This window comes from Roseibium sp. (assembly GCF_050301095.1).
Lineage (GTDB): Bacteria > Pseudomonadota > Alphaproteobacteria > Rhizobiales > Stappiaceae > Roseibium.
The window spans coordinates 1-22,051 of sequence record NZ_JBNKYW010000042.1 but is presented as its reverse complement, the minus strand read 5'-3'; the positions used below and the strand labels follow the sequence as shown (position 1 = coordinate 22,051).

The window sequence follows — 22,051 nt, the reverse complement described above, 5'->3', positions numbered from 1 at the left end:
AGATGGCACCCAGTTCCGGGCGGATCAGCGCCTTGCGCAGGGGCGACATCTCGCGGATGCGCTCGTCCTTTTGCGGGGCGGCTGCCGTTTGTGTTTCAGCCATAAGTTTCCTCCTGCGTGCCGGTGGGGCCGGCCGCTTTTGGGATTGCTCCGTGCGGCCCGGCCGCAGAAATTGTTCCGGATAAATGCGCTCAACACCAGAGCGCCAAATTCGTTTTTTGAGGGGAGAGGCGGAGGCCGCCTCTCCAGGTGGCCGCATTGGCGGCCACGGAGCTCATGCATGAAGCCTTAGCGGTATTCGCCCGCGTATTTTTCCACCAGCGAAATGTTGGCCTTGGTTACGAAACCCGGACCGGAGTTGATGGAGTTGCCCGGAACCACGCCGTAGCGGGCAAGGTTCGTCAGGATGACCACCGGCAGGTAACCCTGCAGGTAAGGCTGCTGGTCGATGGCAAACGCAATCACGTCCGACTTGATGCCCCCGGCGATTTCACCGGAAAGGTCGAAGGTGCCGAAGTGGATCGTGCCGGACTTGCCCATCTCCTCGAGGGCGGCAAGGGTCGGATGCGCGGAAGTCGGTCCGAGCGTCAGGATGCCGTTGGTGTCCGGATTGCTCTGCAGGTAGGCCATGACCTTGGACTTGATTTCTGCCGGGTCCTGACCGCTGTCGATCATCTGGCCGCCGAGTTCCACCCCGAGCGCATCGGCATAACCCTGGCAGCGTTCGACGGACGCCGGGTTGGTGATGTAGTGGTTCACGCAAAGGAAGCTGGTGACACCGGCCGCTTTGGCTTTTTCACCGGCACCCTTGCCCGCGTCATATTCCGGCTGGCCGACATGCATCAGTGCGCCGATCTGCTTGGACTGTTCCTCGGTGCCGGAGTTGATGGTGATCACCGGAATGCCCTTGGCGACCGCATTGGAGAGCGGTCCGGACAGGACGTCGAAGTCGGCGATGGTGGCGATGATGCCGTCCGGGTTGGAGGCGGTCGCCTGCTCGATGATGCGCGCCATGTCGGCAAGGTCGCCGGTCGGCGGGTTGCGGTATTCCACTTCAACGCCCATCTGGCCGCCCGCAACGGCGATGGCGTTCTTGATGGTGTTCCACCAGCTGTCGCTGTCGGGTGCATGGCTGACCAGCACGAAGCGTTCGCCCTCGGCATAAGACGGAGCAGTGAGACCGGTGAAGGCAACGGCGGCGGCTGCCATTGCAATGAGTGTCTTCTTCATGAGTTCCTCCCAGAACGTGGATCGCGGGCCTCGAATATCCGGCCGCGATTTCAGAAGCCGTGTGTGGCCGGACAGGTCCGGACCACATTTGGAATATAAATTCTATTTTGTTTTTTGTGCAACAGATTTTTTCCAAAAAGTCACGTCCGGTTGCGCGCGGCCCCCACCGAAACGGCCAAAGCGATGGCCAGGGAAAGACTTGCGGAGAGGGCTCTGAACGCGCCGACATCGAGTTCGGAGACCAGCAGCTGGATGGCCTTGAGCTTGGCCAGCGGGCTCGTGACCACATCGGTGATGGCAACGATGTCCGCCCCCGTGGCACGGGCGCGCGTCGCCATGTCGATGGTCAATTCCGAGTAGGGCGCGAAGGTGACCGCGATCACAGCGTCGTTGGGCCGGATCAGGTGTTCCATGTTCATGTTGGCGATGCCGGAATGGAGAACGGCCGGAACGTCCATTTTTTCAAATGCATAGGCGAGATAGGATGTGACCGGAAAGGCGCGGCGGAAGCCGATCATATGGATGGTCTCGGCCCGGGCGAGCACATCGACGGCCTGCTGCAGGCCGACGGGGTCGACCGTTGTCAACAGGTTCTCGAGCGACGCCCGTCCGACTTCGACGAATTCGGCCAGGAGCGCGGAGGGTGATTCTGTGCCGTGTTCGCGAAGTTTGCTGAGACGGGTGGCATAATCCGGCCATTTCTGCGAATAATCGGAGCGGAACAATTTCTGCATCTGGGAATAGCCGGAAAAGCCCATTTCCTGGCAGAAACGCATGACGGCGGACGGCTGAACGTCTGCGCCTTCGGCAAGTTCGGCGACGGTCGACACCGCTACCCGGTCGGGGTTGGCGGCAATAAAATTGGCGAATTGTTTCAGCCGTTTGGGGAGTTGGTCCACCCTGCTGCCGAGAAGCTTGAAAAAGGCCTCGGTACTCTCGGGAGCGGCAGGACTGGCTGGAGACGCAGCAGTTGCATTCTCGTTAGCATCATTCATGGTGTTCTTCTTTTCCGGCTTGACACATTCCGTCGAAAGTGATTTTGGAATTTTTATTCTAAATTGGCAAGCCGCCGGTTCGCGGTCGGCCACCCCGCCATCCGGGAGGAAATGGAAATGGCAGTCAATGTTGCCCTGTTGGGGGCCGGACGTATCGGAAAAGTACATGCAAAGGCAATCGGCACGGCCGAAGGTGCCAGACTGGTTGCCGTTGCCGATGCCTTTCCCGAGGCGGCCGAACAGCTGGCCCGGGCTTATGACGCCAGGGTCGGCACCATCGACGAAATCGCCGGGGCGTCTGACGTCGACGCCGTGATCATCTGCACGCCGACCGATACCCATGCGGATCTGATCGAGAAATTCGCCAAGGCCGGCAAGGCGGTCTTCTGCGAAAAACCGATCGACCTGTCCCTCGACCGCGTCAAGGCCTGCCTGAAGACTGTCGAGGAAGAAGGCGCGACCCTTATGCTCGGCTTCAACCGCCGTTTCGACCCGCATTTCAGGGCAGTGCGCGCGGCCATTGATGACGGCCGTATCGGCGAGGTCGAGATGGTGCAGATCACCTCGCGCGATCCGGGTGCGCCGCCACCGTCCTACATCACCTCCTCCGGCGGCATCTTCCGGGACATGACCATCCATGATTTCGACATGGCGCGTTTTCTTCTGGGTGAAGAGATCTCGACGGTTTATGCGACGGCCTCGGTGCTGGTCGATCCCGAGATCGGCAAGCTTGGCGATTACGACAGCGCCACTGTGGTGCTGACGACCGCCTCCGGCAAGCAGTGCTCCATCTCCAACTCCCGCCGCGCGACCTACGGCTACGACCAGCGGATCGAGGTGCACGGGTCGCTCGGGGCGGTGAGCGCTGAAAACCAGCGGGCCGTCTCCATCGAGGTGGCAACCGCGGACGGCTATGCAAAGCCGCCGTTGCACGACTTCTTCATGACCCGCTACACGGAAGCCTATGCGGCCGAGATCACCGCATTCGTCGAAGCGATCAAGTCGGGCCACGCCCCCTCGCCGAGCGGCGAGGATGGTTTGAAGGCGCTCGCTCTCGCGGAAGCCGCCCTGAAGTCGGTGGCCGAACGCCGCGCCGTCGGTGTGGATGAAGTTTGAGCCTCACCCCGCTGTCGACCTCATCCTGAGGAGGACCTTCAGGTCCGCCTCGAAGGATGGGCAGCAAACTCCTGAGCCAAGCGGCCCATCCTTCGAGACAGCGCTTTCGCGCTTCCTCAGGATGAGGTCGTTCAGGGGGACACCTGTACAGAGAATGATTTGGAGGCCCGGGCAGTGAAAAGTCTCGGCATTGGATTGATCGGCACGGGCTTCATGGGCAAGTGCCACGCGCTGGCCTACCGGTCGGCAAGGGCGGTCTTCGGAGATGTGCCCGAGGCGCGTCTGGAAGTTCTGTGCGATGTTCCCGGCGACAAGGCCTCCGCCTTCGCCGACCAGTTCGGTTTTGCCCGCGCAACGGATGACTGGATGGATCTGGTCGCCGACCCGAAGGTCGATATCGTCTGCATCACCACGCCCAACAAGGTGCACAAGGAGATGGCGCTCGCCGCGCTTGAGGCCGGCAAGCATGTCCATCTTGAAAAGCCGATGGCGCTGACGATGGAAGATGCCCGCATTCTGCTGGCGGCGGCGGACAAGACCGGCGCCAGGACCATCGTCGGCTACAACTACCTGCACAATCCGGCGATCGGCCATGCCCGCAAGCTGATCGAGGACGGTGCCATCGGCCGGATTGTTCATTTCCGCGGCATGGTGGACGAGGACTATCAGGCCGATCCGGAGCTTGCCTGGACCTGGCGTGCGACCAAGGCGGATGCGGGGCTCGGAACGCTCGGGGATCTGGGCTGTCATTTGATATCGCTCGCAACCGCGCTGGTCGGACCGGTGGAAAGCCTGATGGCCGAAACCAGAACCGTGCACGAAACGCGCCCGATGGGCGAGGGCTCGGACGAGCGGCGCCCGGTGGAAAACGAGGACATCGCCTCCGCGCTGCTGACCTTCGAAAACGGCGTGCATGGTGTCATCTCTACCTCACGCAGTGCCTGGGGCCGCAAGAGCTACATCGCCTTTGAGGTTCACGGCACGGAGGGCATGATCACCTTCGACCAGGAGCGGATGAACGAACTGCGGCTTTATCAGAACCGGGGCCCCGTCTCCGAACAGGGCTTCAAGACCCTGTTGACCGGTCCGGCCCATCCGCCCTACGGCCAGTTCGTGCCCGCCGCCGGACACCAGCTCGGCTTCAACGACCTGAAGATCATCGAGGCGCACACCTTCCTGAAGGCAATTGCCGAGGGACGCGAGGCCGTGCCTTCCTTCAAGGAGGCGCTGCATTTCGAGGCGGTCATTCACGCAATCGCCGAGGCGGGTGAAACCGGTCGTCGCGTCACGCTGAAATAGGGTACTGCCTGCACCGTCTTCCTGCGCTGCATTTGTAAGGCGGATGGGGAGTTTTGCGCCGAGAAACAGGTTTCTCTCCGGTAACCTCGGCCTTTTCTCGTCCTTGGCCCGTGCCTATATGCGTGACAGGGAACGAAACCCTCGGCCGCGGATGGCAGAGCAGGGACGGTAAAAGGAAACCTCATGACTTCTGATGTAAACGCGGCCCGCGAAGAGAACGTACTGCGGATCGACATCGTCTCCGATGTCGTCTGCCCCTGGTGCATCGTCGGCTTCAAGCAGTTGGAAAAGGCCATTGAGGAGACCGGTGTTTCGGCCACCGTCAACTGGCATCCGTTCGAACTCAACCCGGACATGGCACCGGAAGGCGAAAACCTGCGCGAGCACATCATGAAGAAATACGGCTCGACAGCGGAGCAGTCGCAGGCCGCCCGCGACCGGCTGACAGAGCTGGGCGCAGGGCTTGGCTTCACGTTCCGCTTTGCCGAGGACTCGCGCATGCTCAACACCTTCAAGGCCCATCAGCTCATCCATTGGGCGGGGCCGCAAGGCAAGGAACATGCGCTGAAGATGGCCCTGTTCGAAGCCTATTTCCGCGACCGCAGGGACGTCAGCGACAGCAACGTGCTTGCGGATGTCGCTGCCGCCATCGGACTTGACCGCGAGGAAGCCCTGGCGGTTCTGGAGGACGGCCGTTACGCAGAGGTGGTGCGGCAGGAGGAACTGTTCTGGACGCAGAACGGCATTCACGGCGTTCCCGCCGTCATCTTCGACCGCCAGCATCTGGTGTCCGGTGCACAGGGCGAGGAGAACTACGCGGAAATCATTCGGCAATTGGTGAAGGAAGCGGCTTGAACCTCAGGCCCTGACGGACGAAGCCCCGGCTTCGCAATCAGTTAAACCTCATCCTGAGGAGCTTGGCAGCGCCAAGCGTCTCGAAGGATGGGCCGCTTGCTCAGGTGTGTGCTGCCCATCCTTCGAGACGGACCTGACGGTCCTCCTCAGGATGAGGTTTGTATTAACGCGAACATATGGGCCTCGCGTTGATTGCCTTACAGCTTCTCGAACAGAACCCCTGCCGCCTCGATCGGGCCCGCCGGTGTCTCGGCAGGCTCCGCGCCGTAGTTGGTCCAGATCCGGACACCCTTCGTATCCCGGCAGCGCAAACCGCCCGATAGCTCCCGGGTCTCGATACCGGCTTCTTCGCAAAGCTCCGAATAAAGGCGTTTCAGGACGGTCTCGTCACCCCAGCCGCCGACGTAAGTCAGGTGATCCTGCCGGAAGACGGCGGGCTCGCCGTCCTCCAGTTCCATCATGACATCGGCCGCGCCGTCCAGCTCTTCCCGGTAGCCCACAAATTTGCCGCCGCCTTTCAGCGGTATCGGCATGTCGGGCCGCAGGCTTTCAACGCGCGCAACGGTGACCTCCAGCCCTGGTATGTCCGGCGGCAGCGGTACCGGGATCACCATGTCGGCGGTGCGGGCCGCCGTGCGCGGGCCGAGAACGACCAGCGTGCCCGCTTCGGCGAGGGCCGTTTTCAAGTCTTGCGGCATATGGATGAGACCGGGGGCGGCAACGATCCGGTAGCCGGAAAAGTCGCGGGCCTCACCGCGGACGATGTCCACCGACAGGCCGAGCTTGCGCAGCGCCCTGTAGGTGTCGAAGACCAGCTGGAAATAGCTGAGCCCCTTGCCGTGAGGCTGGACCGACCAGGCAAAGTCCGCGTCGTAGTCGAAGATCAGCGCGACCGGTGTCTGAGGCGTGGAAACCTCCGGTGCAATATCAAGCTCTTCGGCAACCTTGCGGGCCTCGATGAGGGCAGGCGCATCGGCATTGTCCGGACGCAGCATGCCGGCGTGCATCTGTTCCTGGGCGAAAGGCGCCTGGCGCCAGCGGAAATAGCAGACCGCCTCGGCGCCATGCGCATAGGCCTCCCACGCCCAGAGCCGCATCATGCCGGGCAGCGGTGCCGGGTTGTAGGGCGCCCAGTTAACGGGTCCGGGCTGCTGTTCCATCACCCACCAGCGGCCCTTGCCGACGGCGCGGTAGAGATCGTGATGGAAGGCCTGGAAATCGGGATCGCCCTGGCGGGCGAAGGTGCGCTGATGGGTCTCGTCTGCGCCGACCCGGTCTTCCAGAAAACCGAGCGGATAACTGTCCCAGGTGGCGATGTCGAGATCGTCGCCCACCTTGAAATGATCGAAATCGGTGATCCGGCCCATGAAATTATGGCTGACCGGCGCGCCCGAATGCGCGCGGATGATCTCCACTTGCCTGCGGTTGAAGCGCACCACCTGATCGGAGGAGAACCGGCGGAAGGCAAGGCTGTGCGAGGGGTTGGCCTCGGTCACCGTCAGGTTCGGCAGGTCGACCTCCTGAAAGGACGAATAGTCCATCGACCAGAAGACATTGCCCCAGGCGCGGTTGAGCGCCTCGATGGTGCCGTAGCGCGCCTCCAGCCAGATCCGGAAGGCTGCTTCGGCCGCCGCCGAATAGGAGAGAGTCGTGTCGTGGCAGCCGTATTCGTTGTCCGTCTGCCAGGCGGCGACATGAGGATTGCGGCCGTAGCGTTCGGCAAGCAGGCGGACGATCCGGTCGCTCTCCTTGCCATAGCCTTCGTGTGAAAAACAATAGTGGCGGCGCGAGCCGAATTTCCGGGGCCGGCCGTCGGCGTCGACCGCAAGCATGTCCGGATGCTTGTCGATCATCCAGCGCGGCGGCGTTGCCGTCGGGGTGCCGAGCACGACCTTGAGGCCTGCCGCACCGAGCGTTTCGATCGCCCTGTCCAGCCACTCGAAGTGGAGGTCCCCCGGGGCGGGCTCCAGCCGCGACCAGGCAAACTCGCCGATCCGAACCCAGGTCAGTCCGGTCTCGGCCATGCGGCGGGCATCGGCCTCCCAGATCTCTTCCGGCCAGTGTTCGGGGTAGTAGCAGGTGCCGAGGGTGCGTTTCATGGGGGGCTCACGAGTGTGTTCAGATGGGTTCGGAGGCGCCAAACCCTCCGATCGGTCTATTGAAAAAATTCGATGCTGCGACTTCGCAATATCTTCTGACCTTCCCGTTTGTCATCCCGGTTTGACGCGCAGCACGAAGACCGGGAACCCGTAGACTGGAGGGCTGGCCTGGAACACAAATCCAGTTCAACAGGTTACCGGATCCCTGCCGGAGTTTATGCCAACGAAAGCGGGCGCAGGGACGACAAGTTCAGTTGGTTCGTGCCGTCGCAGCTCTGTTGGTCTTGATCTTTAAATCACAGGTCACGCTTCCCTACAGCACCACCCTGTGCTCGCTCTGTCCGCGTGCGGAAACCTGCGCGAAGAACGTCTTGCCTTCTTCCGGACCCGTCAGGCCTTCGGAGGCGGTGGTCACGAACAGGGTGTTAAGGTCGGCACCGCCAAAGGCGGGGCAGGACGTCTGGCTGGCCGGGAATGAAACCGCTTCAACGAAGGAGCCGTCCGGCGCGTAGCGGGCGACCCGGCTGGCGCCCCACTGGGCGTTCCAGAGATAGCCTTCGCTGTCGACCACGGCGCCGTCCGGTTTGAGGTCTTCAGGCGAAAGGTCCACGAATGTCTCCGGAGCACCGGCCGGCCAGCCGTTGTCATCAAGCGCCACTTTCCGGATCATCCGGGTTTTCGTGTCGCAGAAATAGGCCGTGTTTCCGTCCGGTGCGAAACAGATCGCGTTGGAGCAGGTGATGTCGCCATAGAGCTTGCGCAACTCGCCCTTGAAATAGCGGTAGATCGAGCCGGCACCATGTTCCAGATTGATGCCCATGGTACCGATCCAGAAGCCACCTTTCGGGTCGGCGCGCCCGTCATTGGAGCGGGTCACCGGATTGTCCGCCTCCAGATCGCAGAGCTTTTTCGAAATCTCCGATTCCAGGTCGAACAGGAACAGCTTGCTGGCGCTGGCGACCAGCAGCTCGTTTCTCGTGACCCAGCCGGCAGCCGAGACATATTCGTCGAACTGCCAGGTTTTCGGCGTGCCGTTTTCCCGGCTGAGCAGCCGTTTGTTCAGAATGTCGAACCAGAAAAGCTGCTGCCGTTCGGGATGCCACAGGGGACCTTCGCCGAGAAGGCATTGGCGTTCATCGAAAATTGTACTCATGAGCCTTGTCCGTTCACTGCGACCGCCCTGTCGTAGGCGGCAACGATCCTGTCCGCGCGTTCCCGGACCTCGGCGACGGTAAAGCCCGGTTTGAAGAGCGCCGTGCCGATGCCGAAACCGGCCGCCCCCGCCTTGATCCAGTCGGCAAAATTGTCCGCTCCCGCACCACCGACCGCGTAGGTCGCGGTTCCCTTCGGCAGGACCGCCAGCATGGCCTTGAGCCCGTCTGGGCCGATCAGCGAGGCGGGGAAGAACTTGAGCCCGTCCGCGCCGTTGCGAAGGGCGGTGAAACATTCGCTCGGCGTCATGACGCCCGGAAACGAGTTGAGGCCTTCGGCCTTTGTTGCCCGGATGACCTCCGGATTGCAGTCCGGCGAGACGATCAGCGTGCCGCCGGCGGCTTTCACGTCCAGAACCTGACCGGGCTCCAGCACCGTGCCGGCACCGATTTCGGCCCGGGCGGAGAAGGTCCTCGCCATCGCCTCGATACTCTTCAGCGGCTCGGGTGAATTCAGCGGAACCTCGATGCGTGTGATCCCCGCCTCGATCAGGTTTTCGGTCACGGGCAGCGCTTCGACCGGGGTCAGGCCCCGCAGGATCGCGATCAGGTTCCTGCTCATGCACTTACTTTCAGGTAGGAGGAGTAGGCGAGGGCAAGCCCTCTCAGGGTGATAGTTTCCGCGTCCAGCAGCCGTGCGGAACCGCCGATGCAGCCGAGAGCCGTTCCATAGGCCCTGGCGATACCGTCGCTGCCGAGCAGGGCGACATCGGAAAGGTCGAACACTTCCCGCACGGCGGCAAGCTCGGAGCCGATCAGAATGCCGGACAGGCGGCCGCGGGCGGCTTCCGGTGACAGGCCGGCCACGAGCCCGGCCGCCCTTATGCCGAAGAGATCGGCAGACAGGGACTGAGGGCACGCGTAGATGCGTGCCACGGCATCCCGGAAGGCCTTGTCGTCGAGAGCTTTTTCCGACAACCCATGCCTCAGGACGGAATGATTGGCAAAGAGCGCGAAGGTTTCTCCGGTCATGCAGGTCCGGAAGCGTTCGATGCGCCCGTTATCCAGCGCGACCCATTTGGTATGGGTGCCGGGCAGGCAAAGCGTGCCGGTGTAGCCGGAATTGTCCGCCAGGAAACCGGCAATCTGGGTTTCTTCGCCGCGCATGACATCGGCCGGGTCGAGCTGCTTGATGCCGGGCAGGATGCGCACATCAAGCCGCGGATCCTCGACCTGAACCGTTGTCGCCTCGTCGATGCCGGGAGGGGCGCAAGGCGTCTCGATATAGGGGGCTTCCGTCCAGCCTTGCCTGGATCCGGCCATGCCGCAGACGATGACAGTCGTCTTGCGATCCGCATCAAGAACATCTTCGGCCAGCTCCAGAAGCGCGGGCTCGAAGTCCCTGGGCGCGAGCTTGCCCATGCCCTTGTCGGAACTGCGGTGCCGGATGGTTGTGCCGTCCGGGCCTTGAGCCCAGATGCGCAGGTTGGTCGTGCCCCAGTCGGCGGCGATCCAGGCGGCTTTTGCTTTGCTGGTCATCCCGTTACCACGACCCCGCCGTCCACGACCATTGCCTGTCCCGTCATGGCCTTGCTCGCCTTGGAGGCCAGGAACAGCACCGGGTCGACCATGTCCTCCGGCTGGAGTTCCTCCTTCAGGCATTGCCGGTCGATGTGGGCGGCAAGCCCGTCCGGGGTTACCCACATGTCCTTCTGCTTTTGCGTCAGGACCCAGCCCGGCGCAATCGCGTTGACCCGGATGCGGTCCGGGCCGAATTCCCGCGCAAGACTCCGCGTCATGCCGTTGATGCCGGAATTGGCGGTGGTGTAGATCGCGTAGCCCGCATTGCCCATCATGTAGGAGATCGACGAGAAGTTGACGATCGATCCGCCACCGGCCGCGCGCATGCCGGCCACCACCTGCTGGCAGGCGAAGAAATAGGCCTTCAGGTTGATTGCGATGGACCAGTCCCAGAAGGCCTCGTCGACCTCCTCGGTCTTGTGCCGCTGGTCATTGGCCGCGTTGTTGACGAGCACGGTGATGGTACCGTTTTGCTCGCCCGCCTGCTTTATCGCGTCCTTGAGGGCGGTCATGTCCGTGATGTCGCAGGGCAGGAACAGCGGCCGCCGTCCGTGCTTCTGTTCCATCTCGTCACAGAACGGTGTTGCATCGGAGCGCTGCACGAAGGCGACCTTCGCGCCCTGGCCCAGGAAGCCGTCGGTCAGTGCCGCGCCGATACCCGAACCGCCCCCGGTGATGAAGACCGAAGTGTCCCTGAGATCCGGAAATTGAGCGTACATTTCAGTTCCTTATTTCGTCAGGCGGCCTCACCCGCAAAGCCCGCTTGAGTTACGTTCCTCAGCATGTCGCCCTCAAGACCAGCGGTCGTCTCCCGAGGCCGTCAGGCAACATGAAGTCCAGGGAGATCGGAAGACGTCCGATGATCTCGAGGATTGTTGTCTTACGGAAGGAGCCGCCGCGGCAAAGTTCGGGGTCATTGCCTTGATCTCTACGTATTACCTGAAAGAGCGCTTCGGCGTCCAGACCCGGTGCGCGCTGGAGGCGGGACGCGCTCTGACGGGCGTTCTCAGGAGGCATCGCCGGGATCATTTCACCGCTCCAAGCGTCAGGCCGGCGATGAAATGGCGTTGCATCAGGAAGAACATGGCCACCGGCGGCAGGGCCGCGACGATGGAGCCCGCGCTCATCAGGTGATAGGCGGCGCGGTACTGGGCGTTGAAGGAGGTGATGCCGGCGGTAACCGGCTGGCTTTCCACCCCTTGGGTCAGCACCACCGCCCAGAAATAGTCGTTCCAGATGAAGGTAAAGATCAGCACGGAGAGGGCCGCGATGGCCGGCTTCATCAGGGGCAGCACCACATACCAGAAGATCCGCCATTCCGCGATGCCTTCCACCCTGGCCGCCTCGATCAGTTCGAACGGCAGCGCGCGGATGAAGTTGCGCATGAAGAGCGTGCAGAAACCGGTCTGGAAGGCGATGTGGAACAGCACCAGGCCGGTGATGGTGTTGTAGAGCCCCATCTGCAGGGTGAGGTCGCGCACCGGAACCATCAGGATCTGGAACGGCACGAAGTTACCGGCCACGAACAGGAAGAAGATCCAGATGTTGGACTTGAACTTGTAGACCCCGAGGGCGAAGCCGGTCATGCAGGACAGCGCCACCGCGCCGATCACGGTCGGAATGGTAATCTTGAACGAGTTCAGAAGATACCAGGGCATGTCCGAAGCGGTAAAGACCATGCCGTAGTTGGTGAAGCCCTCGAAGGAAGACGGCCAGCCCCAGTAGTTGGCATTGGTGAAATCCGTATCCGGCTTGACGGAAAAGATCGCGACCGCGATCAGCGGCAGCAGCCAAAGGATCAACGCCAGGGGCAAAAGGGTCTGGTAAGTGATCTGCCAGGAGCGCGAGGTGCGTTCGATCGGTGTCGGGAACATGTCAGCGCACCTTCTCTTCTTTGTACATGGACCAGAGGAAATAGGCGATGAAGGCCAGCATGATCAGGAACAGGATGACGGCAATCGCCGCGCCATAGCCCATGCGGAAGCCGTATTCGGACAGCGCCACCTCGAACATGTAGAAGCTCAGCACCCGGCTGGCGCCGAAGGGGCCGCCGTTGGTCATGATGGAGATGAGGTCGAAGGAGCGCAGCGCGCCGATGATGGTCACAACAAACGCGATGAAGGTCGCCGGGCGCAGCTGAGGCACGATGATGTACCAGAGCATGCGCCAGCCCCTGGCACCGTCAAGGCGCCCCGCCTCGATCTGCTCCGGATCCACCGCGTTAAGGCCGGTCAGATATAGGATCATGCAATAGGCGGTCTGCGGCCACAGGCCAGCGACGATAATGCCGACGGTGACCCAGTTCTCGTCGCCCAGAACGTTGAGCGGCGGCAGGCCGACGGCGCCGAGCAGGACGTTCAGGATACCGAAGGTCGGATCGTAGAACCAGGTGAAGACGAGACCGACCACGACCTGCGAGATCACGAAGGGAAAGAAGAACAAAGACTTGTAGAGCCGGATTCCGGTGACCGTCTGGTTCAGGAACAGCGCGATGAAGAGACCGGCCGGAATGGCCAGAAGATAGAGAGCCAGCCAGATGACATTGTTCTTCAGCGACGTGTAGAACGCATCGTCCCAATAAAGTTCCTCGTAGTTGTAGAGGCCGACAAATTGCGCCTCGCCCAATCCGTCCCACTCGTAGAGGGACAGGTTGAAGGACTGGAAGATCGGAAAGATCACATAGACCAGGAAAAACAGGATGCCCGGGGCAAGGAACAGCCACGGGGTGAGCTTCTGCTGGTTTTTATGCCACCAGGAACTCTGGCGGACTTCGGCGATGGTCGCTTGGGCCATTTTGGCTCTTCCGGGACGTCTGGAGACTGGGATGATAGCGGAAACGAAGAGCGGGGTGCCGAAGCAACAGCCTGGCACCCCGCCCGTTTCGGGCTCAGCTAGGCGTTACTGGTAGATGCGCGCGCGGGCGCGTTCCAGACGCGTCAGGATCTTGTCCAGGTTATCCGGCTTGACCATGAATTCCTGCAGGCCTTCCATGGCGACTTTCGCCATTTCGGCCGGCGCGTCGCGGTCGAAGAACTGGGCAACCCCGCCCGGGGAGTTCGTGGACAGCATGGCAAAGCCCTGCTCCAGGAACTTGTCCTGGTCCACGGACGACTTGGCGTTTACCGGCAGCTGGCCGAGATGCTTGCCGTCGTTGATCCAGGTCTGAACGTCTGGGGAAACCGCGAACTTCAGGAATTCGCGTGCGTTTTCCTTGTTCTCGGCCTTGGCCGGGATGTGGAACGTGTCGGTCGGTGCGTCTTCGGCTTTTTCAACGCCCGGGGTGATTTCGACGAACTGATAGAAATCGAGCTGGTCGTCGGTGAGCCCGGCTTCGCGCAACGGCGCGACCGCGAAGTTACCCATGAGGTAGGCTGCCGCATCGCCCTTGACCATGAAGGGCAGGGCTTCCTGCCAGCTGTAGGTCTGGTGGTTGTCGATGAAGGCGCCCATGTCGATGAGTTCACGCCAGTTGGCGAAGGTTTTCCTGACTTCGTCGGACTCCCAGGAGGCCTTGCCGGTCAGAAGGTCCATGTGGAAGTCGAAGCCGTTGGTGCGCATGTTCAGGTAGTCGAACCAGCCGCCTGCGGTCCAGAGGAACTTGGTGCCGATGGTGTAGCACTTCTTGCCCGCGTCGATGATCTTCTGGCAGTTGGCCTTTTCTTCTTCCCAGGTGGCCGGTTCGGAGAGACCCAGTTCGTCAAAGATGTCTTTGCGGTAGTAAACACCCCACTGATAGTAGGTGTAGGGCACGCCCCACTGTTTGCCGTCGATGGTCATCGCACCCTTGGTCGAGGCCAGGTTCTCGCCGATGGCCGGATCCGCCCACAGGTCCGAGACGTCTTCGAAGAGGCCCGCTTCCACATACGGCCGCATGCGGTTCGCCGCGTACCAGGTGGCAACGTCCGGCGCATTCGCGGTCAGGAAGTTGCGGATCTGGGTCTTGTAGGCTTCCCGGTCGATCACGGTGGTTTCGATGTTCAGGTCCGGGTTCTTTTCCTGAAACTGGGCGATCATCTCTTCCATCGTCGCCCTTGGAGCCGGGTTGGACGTGTCGAGAAAGATTTTCAGATTGCCGGTCAGGCCGTCGGCGGATGCTCCGCCTGGAATTGCAGCCAGAATGGCAAACGCCGCAGCGGACGTCTTGAGCATGGAACGCATGGTGTCCTCCCTGTTTGTTCCATTATGTGAAACTGAGTTTTACATATTGATACTTTGATGCGAAGCGGTTAGGTTGTCAACAGGTCCGGCGGAAAGAAACGGACGAGTGGAGGAAAGAATGACGAAAAGGGCGACGGCTGACGGGACGGTCGGCAAGGCGCTGGAAGTGCTCGACAAGGTGGCGGAGGTCGGCAGGCCGGTCCGGTTTTCGGAGTTGCTGGCAGGCAGTTCCCACCCCAAGGCGACGCTTTACCGGTTGCTGCAGACCCTGGTGAGCCAGGGCATGCTGGCATATGACGACCAGCAGCAGACCTATTCGCTCGGCATCCGCCTGGTTCGGCTTGCCCATGCCGCCTGGCGCCAGAGTTCGATTGCGCCGATCGCGCGCCCCTTTGTCAGTGCGCTGGCGGATGTGGCCGGCGAAACGGTTCACCTTGCCCAGCTCGACAGCGGACAGGTGCTTTATGTCGACAAGCGCAACGCCGCCGATCCGATCGACATGTTCTCCCAGGCCGGCAAGGTCGGCCCCGCCTACTGCACCGGTGTCGGCAAGGCGATGATGGCTTTTCAGGATCCGGGCGAACTCGATCACATTCTGAAGAAACAGTCCTTCTACCGGTACACGCCCGCGACACTCGTCACCGAGGCCGCGCTGAAAGCGGAGCTGGAAGACATACGGAGCGAGGGGGTGGCTTATGACCGGGAAGAACACGAGCCCGGCATCATCTGCATCGCGGCCCCCATTCTGACATCGAAGGGACGGGCCATCGGCGCCCTGTCTGTCACGACATCCACGCGGCGGAAAAGCCTGGAGGACCTTGAGGAGGTCCGTCCGGCTCTTCAGGAGGCGGCTTCGAAAATCGCAGCCTCCGTCGAGGACTGGCAATTCCCCGCCTGAACATTTCCCAGGGAGTTTGAAATTCATGTCTGGCGTCACACTGAACAAGGCGGTCAAGCAATATGGCGATCTGCAGGTCATCCACGGGGTGGACCTTCAGATCGAACATGGAGAGTTCTGCGTTTTTGTCGGTCCGTCCGGCTGCGGCAAGTCAACGCTTCTGCGCATGATTGCCGGGCTGGAAGAAACCACAGCCGGTACGATCGCCATCGGCGGCCGGGACGTGACGAAAATGGACCCGGCCGAGCGCGGCGTTGCCATGGTCTTCCAGACCTACGCGCTCTACCCGCATATGAGCGTCGAGGAGAACATGGGATTCGGCCTGAAGATGAACGGCCATCCCAAGGCGGAAATTGCCGAGAAGGTCGCCGAAGCCAGCCGCATCCTGAAACTCGATCCCTATCTCAAGCGCAAGCCCAAGGCGCTTTCCGGCGGCCAGCGCCAGCGTGTCGCCATTGGCCGCGCCATCGTGCGCGGGCCGGAAGTCTTCCTCTTCGACGAGCCGCTCTCCAACCTCGACGCGGAGCTGCGTGTCGACATGCGCGTGGAGATCGCGCGCCTCCACAAGGACATCGGCGCCACCATGATCTATGTGACGCACGATCAGGTCGAGGCGATGACGCTGGCCGACAAGATCGTGGTGCTGCGCGGAGGCAACATCGAACAGGTCGGCTCGCCGATGGAGCTTTATTCCGACCCGGACAACAGGTTTGTCGCCGGCTTCATCGGCAGCCCGAGCATGAATTTCGTCGAGGGCGTGGCCGGGGACGGTGCCGTCTCGATTGCGGCCTTCGGCGGCATCGACGTTCCCGCCTCCGTCGCCCTGCCCGCCAAGGGCGAAAAGGTTCTCGTCGGCCTGCGCCCGCAGCACCTGTCCGTTGCCGAGAGTGATGAAGGCGCAAAGGTCGACCTGTGCGAACAGCTCGGCGGCGTTGCCTATTCCTACCTCATCTGCCCGACCGGCGAGCGCATCATCGTCGAGACCAAGGGCGAGGAGGCCCCGCATTCCGAAGGCACCGTTGCCGTCACCTTCGACCCTGCTTCCGCGCTGTTCTTCGATGCGAAGACGGAGCAGCGGTTGCGGTAGTTGCGGATACTGCTTCCGTTTCAGGGTGCGGTTCGGATTTCTGAAGAACTTCGACAAACGACCCCACCCTGAGGAGGGCCGTCAGGTCCGTCTCGAAGGATGGGTGGCGAGCTCTCGAATTTGCAGCCCATCGTTAGAGGCTTCGCTCCGCGCCTCAAGATAAAATGTGAATCGGGATGGGCGGCATTTTCAGCAAGCTGAAACGCTCCTTTGGCGCGCCTCTTCTTCTCAAGAAAGTGCTCGCTACGCTCTCTCTGATGCGCTGGTTTCCGGATCGGCGCACAGCTTGCACCGCGCTTGTCCGGAGTGACGGGGCGTGGCTTGAGGTCTGCGCCTCTGGCTTCTTTGTCCCCGATTGAGGCCGGATCGATCCAGCCGTCATCATACATCATCAAAAGAGCGCTATGTTTCAAATGGCGGGTGAGGACGCGTCGATTTCGGCACCGGTCCTTGCCTGGTCCTGCCTGCATGAACCGCAGCCGTATACGCATGCGGTCCGCATTTGCTCAGCAATTCGTCTTGACATGAATACTGATTCAGGTTTCATATATGGATCAGCGTCAGGCAATCTGAGGGCACTGGGCAAGGTTGTGGGAGCAGCCTGATCTGCCAGGCCGGGCCTCGCGCGCATTGGGAGGAGAGTTCATGACGAAACGCGTTTTCCGCTGGGCGCTGCCGGTGATGGCAGGGGTCGGCTTTGCCGCTGCCGGCGTAACGGGCGCCCTGGCCGACGATATCAAGATCGCCCACGTCTACGGCAAGACCGGCCCGTATGAGGCCTACGCGAAACAGTCCCATGTCGGCCTGATGATGGGTCTGGAATACGCCACCGACGGCACGATGGAAATTGACGGCCGCAAGCTCGTGGTGATCGAAAAGGATACCCAGCTGAAGCCGGACATCGGCAAGGCGGCTCTCGCCGAAGCCTATGGCGACGATGAAGTCGACATTGCCGTCGGGCCGGTCTCCTCCGGTGTGGCGCTCGCCATGCTGCCCGTCGCCGAGGAATACGAAAAGCTCCTCATCGTCGAGCCGGCGGTTGCCGACTCGATCACCGGCGAGAACTGGAACCGTTATATTTTCCGCACCGCGCGCAACTCCTCGCAGGACGCCATTTCCAACGCGGTCGCGCTCGGCCAGGAAGGCGTCTCCATCGCAACGCTCGCCCAGGACTACGCCTTTGGCCGTGATGGTGTCGCCGCCTTCAAGGAAGCTTTGGAAGGCACCGGCGCGAAGCTCGTCTTCGAGGAATACGCACCGACCGATACCAAGGACTTCACCGCCAACGCGCAGCGCGTCTTCGATGCCCTGAAGGACGAACCGGGCCGCAAGTTCCTGTTCGTGATCTGGGCCGGCGGCGGCAACCCGATCAGCAAGATCAAGGCAATGGAGCCGGAGCGCTTCGGTGTCGAGATTGCCACCGGCGGGAACATCCTGGCAGCCATGAAGGCCTATAAGGAACTGCCCGGCATGGAAGGCGCGACCTACTACTACTACGACATCCCGAAGAACCCGGTGAACGACTGGCTGGTCGCCGAACACCGGAAGCGCTTCGATGCACCGCCCGACTTCTTCACCGCGGGCGGCATGTCGGCAGGCATTGCAATCGTCGAGGCCATCCGCAAGGCGGGCTCGACCGACACCGAAGAGCTGATCACGGCCATGGAAGGCATGGAGTTCGAAACGCCCAAGGGCAAGATGATGTTCCGCGCAGAAGACCACCAGGCACTGCAGTCCATGTATCACTTCAAGATCAAGGTCGACCCGGATGTCGAATGGGGCATCCCGGAACTGGTGCGCGAACTGAAAATCGAAGACATGAACATTCCGGTTCGCAACAAGCAGTGACACGACGAAACGCGGCGGGCTGACCTGCCCGCCAGCGTGGCCCCATCGCCTTCGTGGCTCTACTGCCTTCGTGGTTGTAGAAACCACAATTGTCCCGGCCGGTTGACCTCTGTCCGGCCGGGTGCAAGCTGCCCGAGAACCTACCCAGCAACCGGATCGCCAGCAACAGGATAGGACGTGGCCCAGGAACATCCCATATTGGAAACGCGCGATCTCACCATCCGCTTCGGCGGCCATGTGGCGGTCGATCATGTTTCCTGCAGCTTCGACAGGGGCACCCTGACCGCGATTGTCGGTCCGAACGGTGCCGGCAAGACCACCTATTTCAACCTGATTTCCGGTCAGCTGACGGCGACCGAAGGCAAGGTTCTTTTGAACGGCGAGACGATCACCCGCATGTCCGTGCCCGAACGCACCGACCGGGGTATCGGCCGGGCCTTTCAGCTCACAAATCTGTTTCCCACTTTGAGCGTGCGCGAAAACGTCCGCCTCGTGGCGCAGGCCAAGGCCCGCAAGGGGTTCGATCTCTTTTCGATTGCCGAAAGCCACGTCGAGCTTCTTGAACGCGCCGACCATGTCCTGTCGGAAGTCCGGCTGATCGACCAGGCCGAGCAGACCGTATCGTCCTTGCCTCATGGCGACCAGCGCAAGCTGGAGGTGGCGATGATGATTGCCCTCGGGCCGCAGGTGCTGATGTTCGATGAGCCGACCGCCGGCATGAGTGTCGACGAGGTGCCGGTCATCCTCGAACTCATCCAGAAACTGAAAAGCGACATGGACCGCACCATCCTCCTGGTCGAGCACAAGATGGACGTGATCCGGTCTCTCGCTGACCGGATCATCGTTCTGCACAACGGCGCGCTCGTGGCCGACGGCGAACCGGCCGAGGTGATCGCGCTTCCGATCGTCCAGGAAGCCTATCTCGGCAAGAGCCCGGAAAACGCGGGGGAGGCGGCGTGATGACGGATGTGCTTCTGTCTCTCAAAGGTGTGCATACCCACATCGGCCCCTATCACATTCTCCAGGGCGTCGACCTCACCGTGCCGGTGGGCGGCGTGACCGTTCTGCTTGGCCGCAACGGCGCGGGCAAGACGACCACCTTGCGCACCATCATGGGGCTGTGGACCGCCAGCCGGGGTGAAATCCATTTTGCCGATCACGACATCACCAAGCTGACGACGCCCGAGATCTCCCGGCGCGGCATTGCCTTCGTGCCGGAGGACATGGGCATCTTCACCGACCTGACGGTGGAAGAAAATATGATCCTGGCAAGTGCAAACGGTCCTGTGGATGCAAAACGCCTGTCCTGGATCAGGGATCTCTTCCCGCCGATCGGAACCTTCTGGAAGTCTTCCGCCGGAACGCTGTCGGGCGGCCAGAAGCAGATGCTGTCTGTTGCCCGCGCAATCATCGAGCCGCGCCGCCTGATCCTGATCGACGAGCCGACCAAGGGACTGGCGCCGGCGATCATCAAGGCGATGACCGATGCCTTGCGGGAACTGAAGGAGACCGACACGACCATCCTGCTGGTGGAACAGAATTTCGCCATGGCCTCCAGCATCGGCGATACGGTCGCCGTGATGGATGATGGCCGCATCGTCCATTCCGGTTCCATGCCGGAGCTGGCCGGGGACGCCGCCTTGCAGGAAAAACTGATGGGCCTGAGTCTGGAGGCGCACCAATGAGCGAGACGGCGATCAAACCCCGCATCGAGAAAATTCCGTTGAAAGAGCAGGTTTCTCAGAAGCTTCCGATCCTGCTGGTCCCCCTGCTTGGCCTCGCGGGCCTCGTTGCCATCGGCAATCCGGCAAGCTGGCTCACCCTGACGGTTGCCGGGCTTGCGATGGGCATGATGATCTTCATCATGGCCTCGGGGCTGACGGTGGTCTTCGGCCTGATGGACGTCATCAATTTCGGCCACGGCGCCTTTGTCGCCGTCGGGGCTTTCGTCGGCTTCACGGTGCTCGCCTGGCTCGCCGGCTGGACGGCTTCGCCGAGCGTGATGTTGAACCTTGCCGCCGTGCTGATCGCCATTCTGGCGGCGATGCTGGTCACCGGCCTGCTCGGCCTCGGTTTCGAGCGTGTCATCGTGATGCCGGTCTACGGCGAACATTTGAAACAGATCCTGGTGACCATGGGCGGCCTGATCGTCGCCCAGCAGATGATCTATGTGGTCTGGGGCCCGGACGAAATGCATATCTCCCGTCCGGAGGCGTTCCAGGGATCGTTTGTGATCGGTGAGGCGGCGATTGAAAAATACCGCCTTGTGGCGGTCGCCGTCGGTCTCGCCCTGTTCCTGGCCATGCGCCACATCCTGAAGAATACAAAGGTGGGCCTGCTGGTTCGTGCCGGGGTCGAGAACGGCGAGATGGTCGAAGCGCTCGGCTACCGTATCCGACGCCTGTTCCTGATCGTCTTCATGACAGGGTCCGCGCTGGCCGGTCTTGGCGGGGTCATGTGGGGGCTCTACCAGGAGACGATCACGGCCCATATGGGCTCGGAAATCATGGTGCTGGTCTTCATCGTGGTGATCATCGGCGGGCTCGGTTCGGTCGAGGGCTGTTTTATCGGCGCGATGCTGGTCGGGCTGCTGGCCAACTACACCGCCTTCCTGGCGCCGAAGGTCGCGCTGATATCCACCATCGCCCTGATGGTGGCGGTCCTGATGTGGCGGCCGCAGGGCCTTTACCCGGTCGTCAAGGCGAAGTGAGGAGAGGACCATGCTGACCAGCCCGCATTTCTCACCCTCGCTGTCGCGCGCTTCAGCCGGCCCGCAGGGTTTTGTTATAGCGGACATCTGCGGATCCATGCGGCTCAACCGTATGACCCGATACGCTTTTCGCCATCTGGGATCGCATTTGCCGCGCCAAAACAAAACGCACACCGCAGGGAGGGTGAGAAATGCGGGCTAAACTTCTCTCCGGCGACACGCCCCGCAGCAGCCTGCTGACGGCGCTGCTTTTGCTGGTGCTGATATCGCTGGCCTTCGCGCCGTTCCTGTTTCCCGGCACCAAGAGCCTGGAGACGGCGGCACGCATCTCGATCTTCATCGTGCTGGTGGCAAGCTACGATCTCCTGCTTGGCTATGCGGGCATCGTCTCCTTCGCCCACACGATGTTCTTCGGCATCGGCGCCTATGGTACGGCACTCGCGCTGTCGACGACGGGACCGAGCTACTGGTCGCTGATCTGGGGCACGGCGGCAGGCGCACTCGTGGCTGCGCTCTTCGCCCTTGCCATTGGCCTCTTTTCCCTGCGCGTGAAGGCGATCTTCTTCGCCATGGTGACGCTGGCGGTAGCCAGTGCCTTCGCGGTCCTGATCTCGCAGATGTCCTGGCTGACCGGCGGCGAGGACGGGCTCAACTACAAGATCCCGCGCGAGCTGACCCCTGCCTTCAAGCTGATCAAAGCGAAGGTCTTCGGCGTCTCGATCAACGGCAAGCTGCTTGCTTATTACCTGGTGTTCTTCGCCTCCGCGATTTTGTTCCTGGTCATGCTCCGGATCGTCAATTCACCGTTCGGGCGCACGCTGAAGGCGGTGCGCGACAACGCCTTCCGGGCGGAAGCCATCGGCTATCGCGTGGTCTGGTACCGGACGGCCGCCACCGTGCTCTCCGCCGTCATGGCGGCACTGGCGGGATCGCTTCTGGCCATCTGGCTGCGCTACACCGGGCCCGCCACGACGCTCTCCATGGAGATCATGATCGATATCCTGCTGATGGTGGTGATCGGCGG

The 22,051-nt window shown here is 61.8% G+C and carries 20 protein-coding genes; 10 read left to right on the top strand and 10 right to left on the bottom strand.

What is annotated here, in order from left to right; genetic code table 11:
- Positions 1–288 precede the first annotated feature (288 nt).
- Positions 289–1,230, bottom strand: coding sequence for a sugar ABC transporter substrate-binding protein (locus ACQY7U_RS03455; protein WP_428641989.1), 942 nt, complete (start codon positions 1,228–1,230; stop codon positions 289–291).
- A 140-nt stretch (positions 1,231–1,370) separates the two neighbouring features.
- The gene (locus ACQY7U_RS03450) at positions 1,371–2,225 is read right to left on the bottom strand and encodes a MurR/RpiR family transcriptional regulator (RefSeq protein WP_428641987.1); all 855 of its coding nucleotides are present in this window, start codon (positions 2,223–2,225) and stop codon (positions 1,371–1,373) included.
- 117 nt (positions 2,226–2,342) lie between these two features.
- Here ACQY7U_RS03450 and iolG point away from each other — a divergent pair, with 117 nt between their 5' ends.
- The 3 genes from iolG (at position 2,343) to ACQY7U_RS03435 (ending at position 5,495) form a co-directional block, all read left to right on the top strand.
- Positions 2,343–3,341 carry an inositol 2-dehydrogenase gene (gene iolG, locus ACQY7U_RS03445; protein WP_428641985.1) on the top strand — a complete coding sequence of 333 codons (999 nt, stop codon included), beginning with the start codon at positions 2,343–2,345 and terminating at the stop codon, positions 3,339–3,341.
- A 174-nt stretch (positions 3,342–3,515) separates the two neighbouring features.
- Positions 3,516–4,640, top strand: coding sequence for a Gfo/Idh/MocA family protein (locus ACQY7U_RS03440; RefSeq protein ID WP_428641983.1), 1,125 nt, complete (start codon positions 3,516–3,518; stop codon positions 4,638–4,640).
- A 183-nt stretch (positions 4,641–4,823) separates the two neighbouring features.
- Positions 4,824–5,495 carry a DsbA family oxidoreductase gene (locus tag ACQY7U_RS03435; RefSeq protein ID WP_428641981.1) on the top strand — a complete coding sequence of 224 codons (672 nt, stop codon included), beginning with the start codon at positions 4,824–4,826 and terminating at the stop codon, positions 5,493–5,495.
- A gap of 197 nt (positions 5,496–5,692) precedes the next feature.
- On the opposite strand, the gene ACQY7U_RS03430 is transcribed toward ACQY7U_RS03435, so the two are convergent.
- From ACQY7U_RS03430 to ACQY7U_RS03395, 8 genes are all read right to left on the bottom strand, one after another.
- A complete protein-coding gene (locus ACQY7U_RS03430) occupies positions 5,693–7,594 on the bottom strand; it encodes a beta-galactosidase (protein WP_428641979.1) in 1,902 nt (633 codons plus the stop codon).
- A gap of 313 nt (positions 7,595–7,907) precedes the next feature.
- On the bottom strand, positions 7,908–8,747 hold the full coding sequence (locus ACQY7U_RS03425) for an SMP-30/gluconolactonase/LRE family protein (protein ID WP_428641978.1): 840 nt from the start codon (positions 8,745–8,747) through the stop codon (positions 7,908–7,910).
- Positions 8,744–9,367: a 2-dehydro-3-deoxy-6-phosphogalactonate aldolase gene (locus ACQY7U_RS03420; RefSeq protein WP_428641975.1), complete on the bottom strand. Its 624-nt coding sequence runs from the start codon at positions 9,365–9,367 to the stop codon at positions 8,744–8,746. Before ACQY7U_RS03420 ends, ACQY7U_RS03425 begins: the two co-directional genes overlap by 4 nt.
- Positions 9,364–10,284, bottom strand: a complete 921-nt coding sequence (locus ACQY7U_RS03415; protein WP_428641973.1) for a 2-dehydro-3-deoxygalactonokinase — start codon at positions 10,282–10,284, stop codon at positions 9,364–9,366. The genes ACQY7U_RS03420 and ACQY7U_RS03415 overlap by 4 nt, the downstream gene beginning before the upstream one ends.
- Complete coding sequence (locus ACQY7U_RS03410) at positions 10,281–11,045, bottom strand: SDR family NAD(P)-dependent oxidoreductase (protein WP_428641970.1); 765 nt, start codon at positions 11,043–11,045, stop codon at positions 10,281–10,283. The genes ACQY7U_RS03415 and ACQY7U_RS03410 overlap by 4 nt, the downstream gene beginning before the upstream one ends.
- A 306-nt stretch (positions 11,046–11,351) precedes the next feature.
- A complete protein-coding gene (locus tag ACQY7U_RS03405; RefSeq protein WP_428641968.1) occupies positions 11,352–12,200 on the bottom strand; it encodes a carbohydrate ABC transporter permease in 849 nt (282 codons plus the stop codon).
- Between the two features lies 1 nt (position 12,201).
- A complete protein-coding gene (locus ACQY7U_RS03400; protein ID WP_428641966.1) occupies positions 12,202–13,119 on the bottom strand; it encodes a carbohydrate ABC transporter permease in 918 nt (305 codons plus the stop codon).
- Between the two features lie 105 nt (positions 13,120–13,224).
- Entirely contained in the window at positions 13,225–14,484 is a 1,260-nt protein-coding gene (locus ACQY7U_RS03395) for an ABC transporter substrate-binding protein (RefSeq protein ID WP_428641965.1), read from the bottom strand.
- A 118-nt stretch (positions 14,485–14,602) separates the two neighbouring features.
- On the opposite strand from ACQY7U_RS03395, the gene ACQY7U_RS03390 reads away from it, so the two are divergent.
- The 7 genes from ACQY7U_RS03390 to ACQY7U_RS03360 all read left to right on the top strand — a co-directional run.
- The gene (locus ACQY7U_RS03390) at positions 14,603–15,382 is read left to right on the top strand and encodes an IclR family transcriptional regulator (RefSeq protein WP_428641963.1); all 780 of its coding nucleotides are present in this window, start codon (positions 14,603–14,605) and stop codon (positions 15,380–15,382) included.
- A gap of 25 nt (positions 15,383–15,407) precedes the next feature.
- A complete protein-coding gene (locus tag ACQY7U_RS03385) occupies positions 15,408–16,469 on the top strand; it encodes an ABC transporter ATP-binding protein (protein WP_428641961.1) in 1,062 nt (353 codons plus the stop codon).
- Positions 16,470–17,150: 681 nt separating this feature from the next.
- The gene (locus ACQY7U_RS03380; RefSeq protein WP_428641991.1) at positions 17,151–18,317 is read left to right on the top strand and encodes a substrate-binding domain-containing protein; all 1,167 of its coding nucleotides are present in this window, start codon (positions 17,151–17,153) and stop codon (positions 18,315–18,317) included.
- 177 nt (positions 18,318–18,494) lie between these two features.
- Positions 18,495–19,277: an ABC transporter ATP-binding protein gene (locus ACQY7U_RS03375; protein ID WP_428641959.1), complete on the top strand. Its 783-nt coding sequence runs from the start codon at positions 18,495–18,497 to the stop codon at positions 19,275–19,277.
- Positions 19,277–20,002, top strand: a complete 726-nt coding sequence (locus tag ACQY7U_RS03370) for an ABC transporter ATP-binding protein (RefSeq protein WP_428641957.1) — start codon at positions 19,277–19,279, stop codon at positions 20,000–20,002. Before ACQY7U_RS03375 ends, ACQY7U_RS03370 begins: the two co-directional genes overlap by 1 nt.
- Positions 19,999–21,027: a branched-chain amino acid ABC transporter permease gene (locus ACQY7U_RS03365; RefSeq protein ID WP_428641955.1), complete on the top strand. Its 1,029-nt coding sequence runs from the start codon at positions 19,999–20,001 to the stop codon at positions 21,025–21,027. Before ACQY7U_RS03370 ends, ACQY7U_RS03365 begins: the two co-directional genes overlap by 4 nt.
- A gap of 191 nt (positions 21,028–21,218) precedes the next feature.
- Positions 21,219–22,051 (top strand): branched-chain amino acid ABC transporter permease (locus ACQY7U_RS03360; RefSeq protein WP_428641953.1); only part of this gene is annotated, 833 nt, incomplete at its 3' end.

Excerpts from the sequence above, each read along its gene's own strand:
- ACQY7U_RS03455 (WP_428641989.1), bottom strand. The coding sequence starts at position 1,230 with ATGAAGAAGACACTCATTGCAATGGCAGCCGCCGCCGTTGCCTTCACC.
- ACQY7U_RS03450 (WP_428641987.1), bottom strand. The coding sequence starts at position 2,225 with ATGAATGATGCTAACGAGAATGCAACTGCTGCGTCTCCAGCCAGTCCT.
- iolG (WP_428641985.1), top strand. The coding sequence starts at position 2,343 with ATGGCAGTCAATGTTGCCCTGTTGGGGGCCGGACGTATCGGAAAAGTA.
- ACQY7U_RS03435 (WP_428641981.1), top strand. The coding sequence starts at position 4,824 with ATGACTTCTGATGTAAACGCGGCCCGCGAAGAGAACGTACTGCGGATC.
- ACQY7U_RS03430 (WP_428641979.1), bottom strand. The coding sequence starts at position 7,594 with ATGAAACGCACCCTCGGCACCTGCTACTACCCCGAACACTGGCCGGAA.
- ACQY7U_RS03425 (WP_428641978.1), bottom strand. The coding sequence starts at position 8,747 with ATGAGTACAATTTTCGATGAACGCCAATGCCTTCTCGGCGAAGGTCCC.
- ACQY7U_RS03420 (WP_428641975.1), bottom strand. The coding sequence starts at position 9,367 with ATGAGCAGGAACCTGATCGCGATCCTGCGGGGCCTGACCCCGGTCGAA.
- ACQY7U_RS03415 (WP_428641973.1), bottom strand. The coding sequence starts at position 10,284 with ATGACCAGCAAAGCAAAAGCCGCCTGGATCGCCGCCGACTGGGGCACG.
- ACQY7U_RS03410 (WP_428641970.1), bottom strand. The coding sequence starts at position 11,045 with ATGTACGCTCAATTTCCGGATCTCAGGGACACTTCGGTCTTCATCACC.
- ACQY7U_RS03405 (WP_428641968.1), bottom strand. The coding sequence starts at position 12,200 with ATGTTCCCGACACCGATCGAACGCACCTCGCGCTCCTGGCAGATCACT.
- ACQY7U_RS03400 (WP_428641966.1), bottom strand. The coding sequence starts at position 13,119 with ATGGCCCAAGCGACCATCGCCGAAGTCCGCCAGAGTTCCTGGTGGCAT.
- ACQY7U_RS03395 (WP_428641965.1), bottom strand. The coding sequence starts at position 14,484 with ATGCGTTCCATGCTCAAGACGTCCGCTGCGGCGTTTGCCATTCTGGCT.
- ACQY7U_RS03390 (WP_428641963.1), top strand. The coding sequence starts at position 14,603 with ATGACGAAAAGGGCGACGGCTGACGGGACGGTCGGCAAGGCGCTGGAA.
- ACQY7U_RS03385 (WP_428641961.1), top strand. The coding sequence starts at position 15,408 with ATGTCTGGCGTCACACTGAACAAGGCGGTCAAGCAATATGGCGATCTG.
- ACQY7U_RS03380 (WP_428641991.1), top strand. The coding sequence starts at position 17,151 with ATGGCAGGGGTCGGCTTTGCCGCTGCCGGCGTAACGGGCGCCCTGGCC.
- ACQY7U_RS03370 (WP_428641957.1), top strand. The coding sequence starts at position 19,277 with ATGACGGATGTGCTTCTGTCTCTCAAAGGTGTGCATACCCACATCGGC.
- ACQY7U_RS03365 (WP_428641955.1), top strand. The coding sequence starts at position 19,999 with ATGAGCGAGACGGCGATCAAACCCCGCATCGAGAAAATTCCGTTGAAA.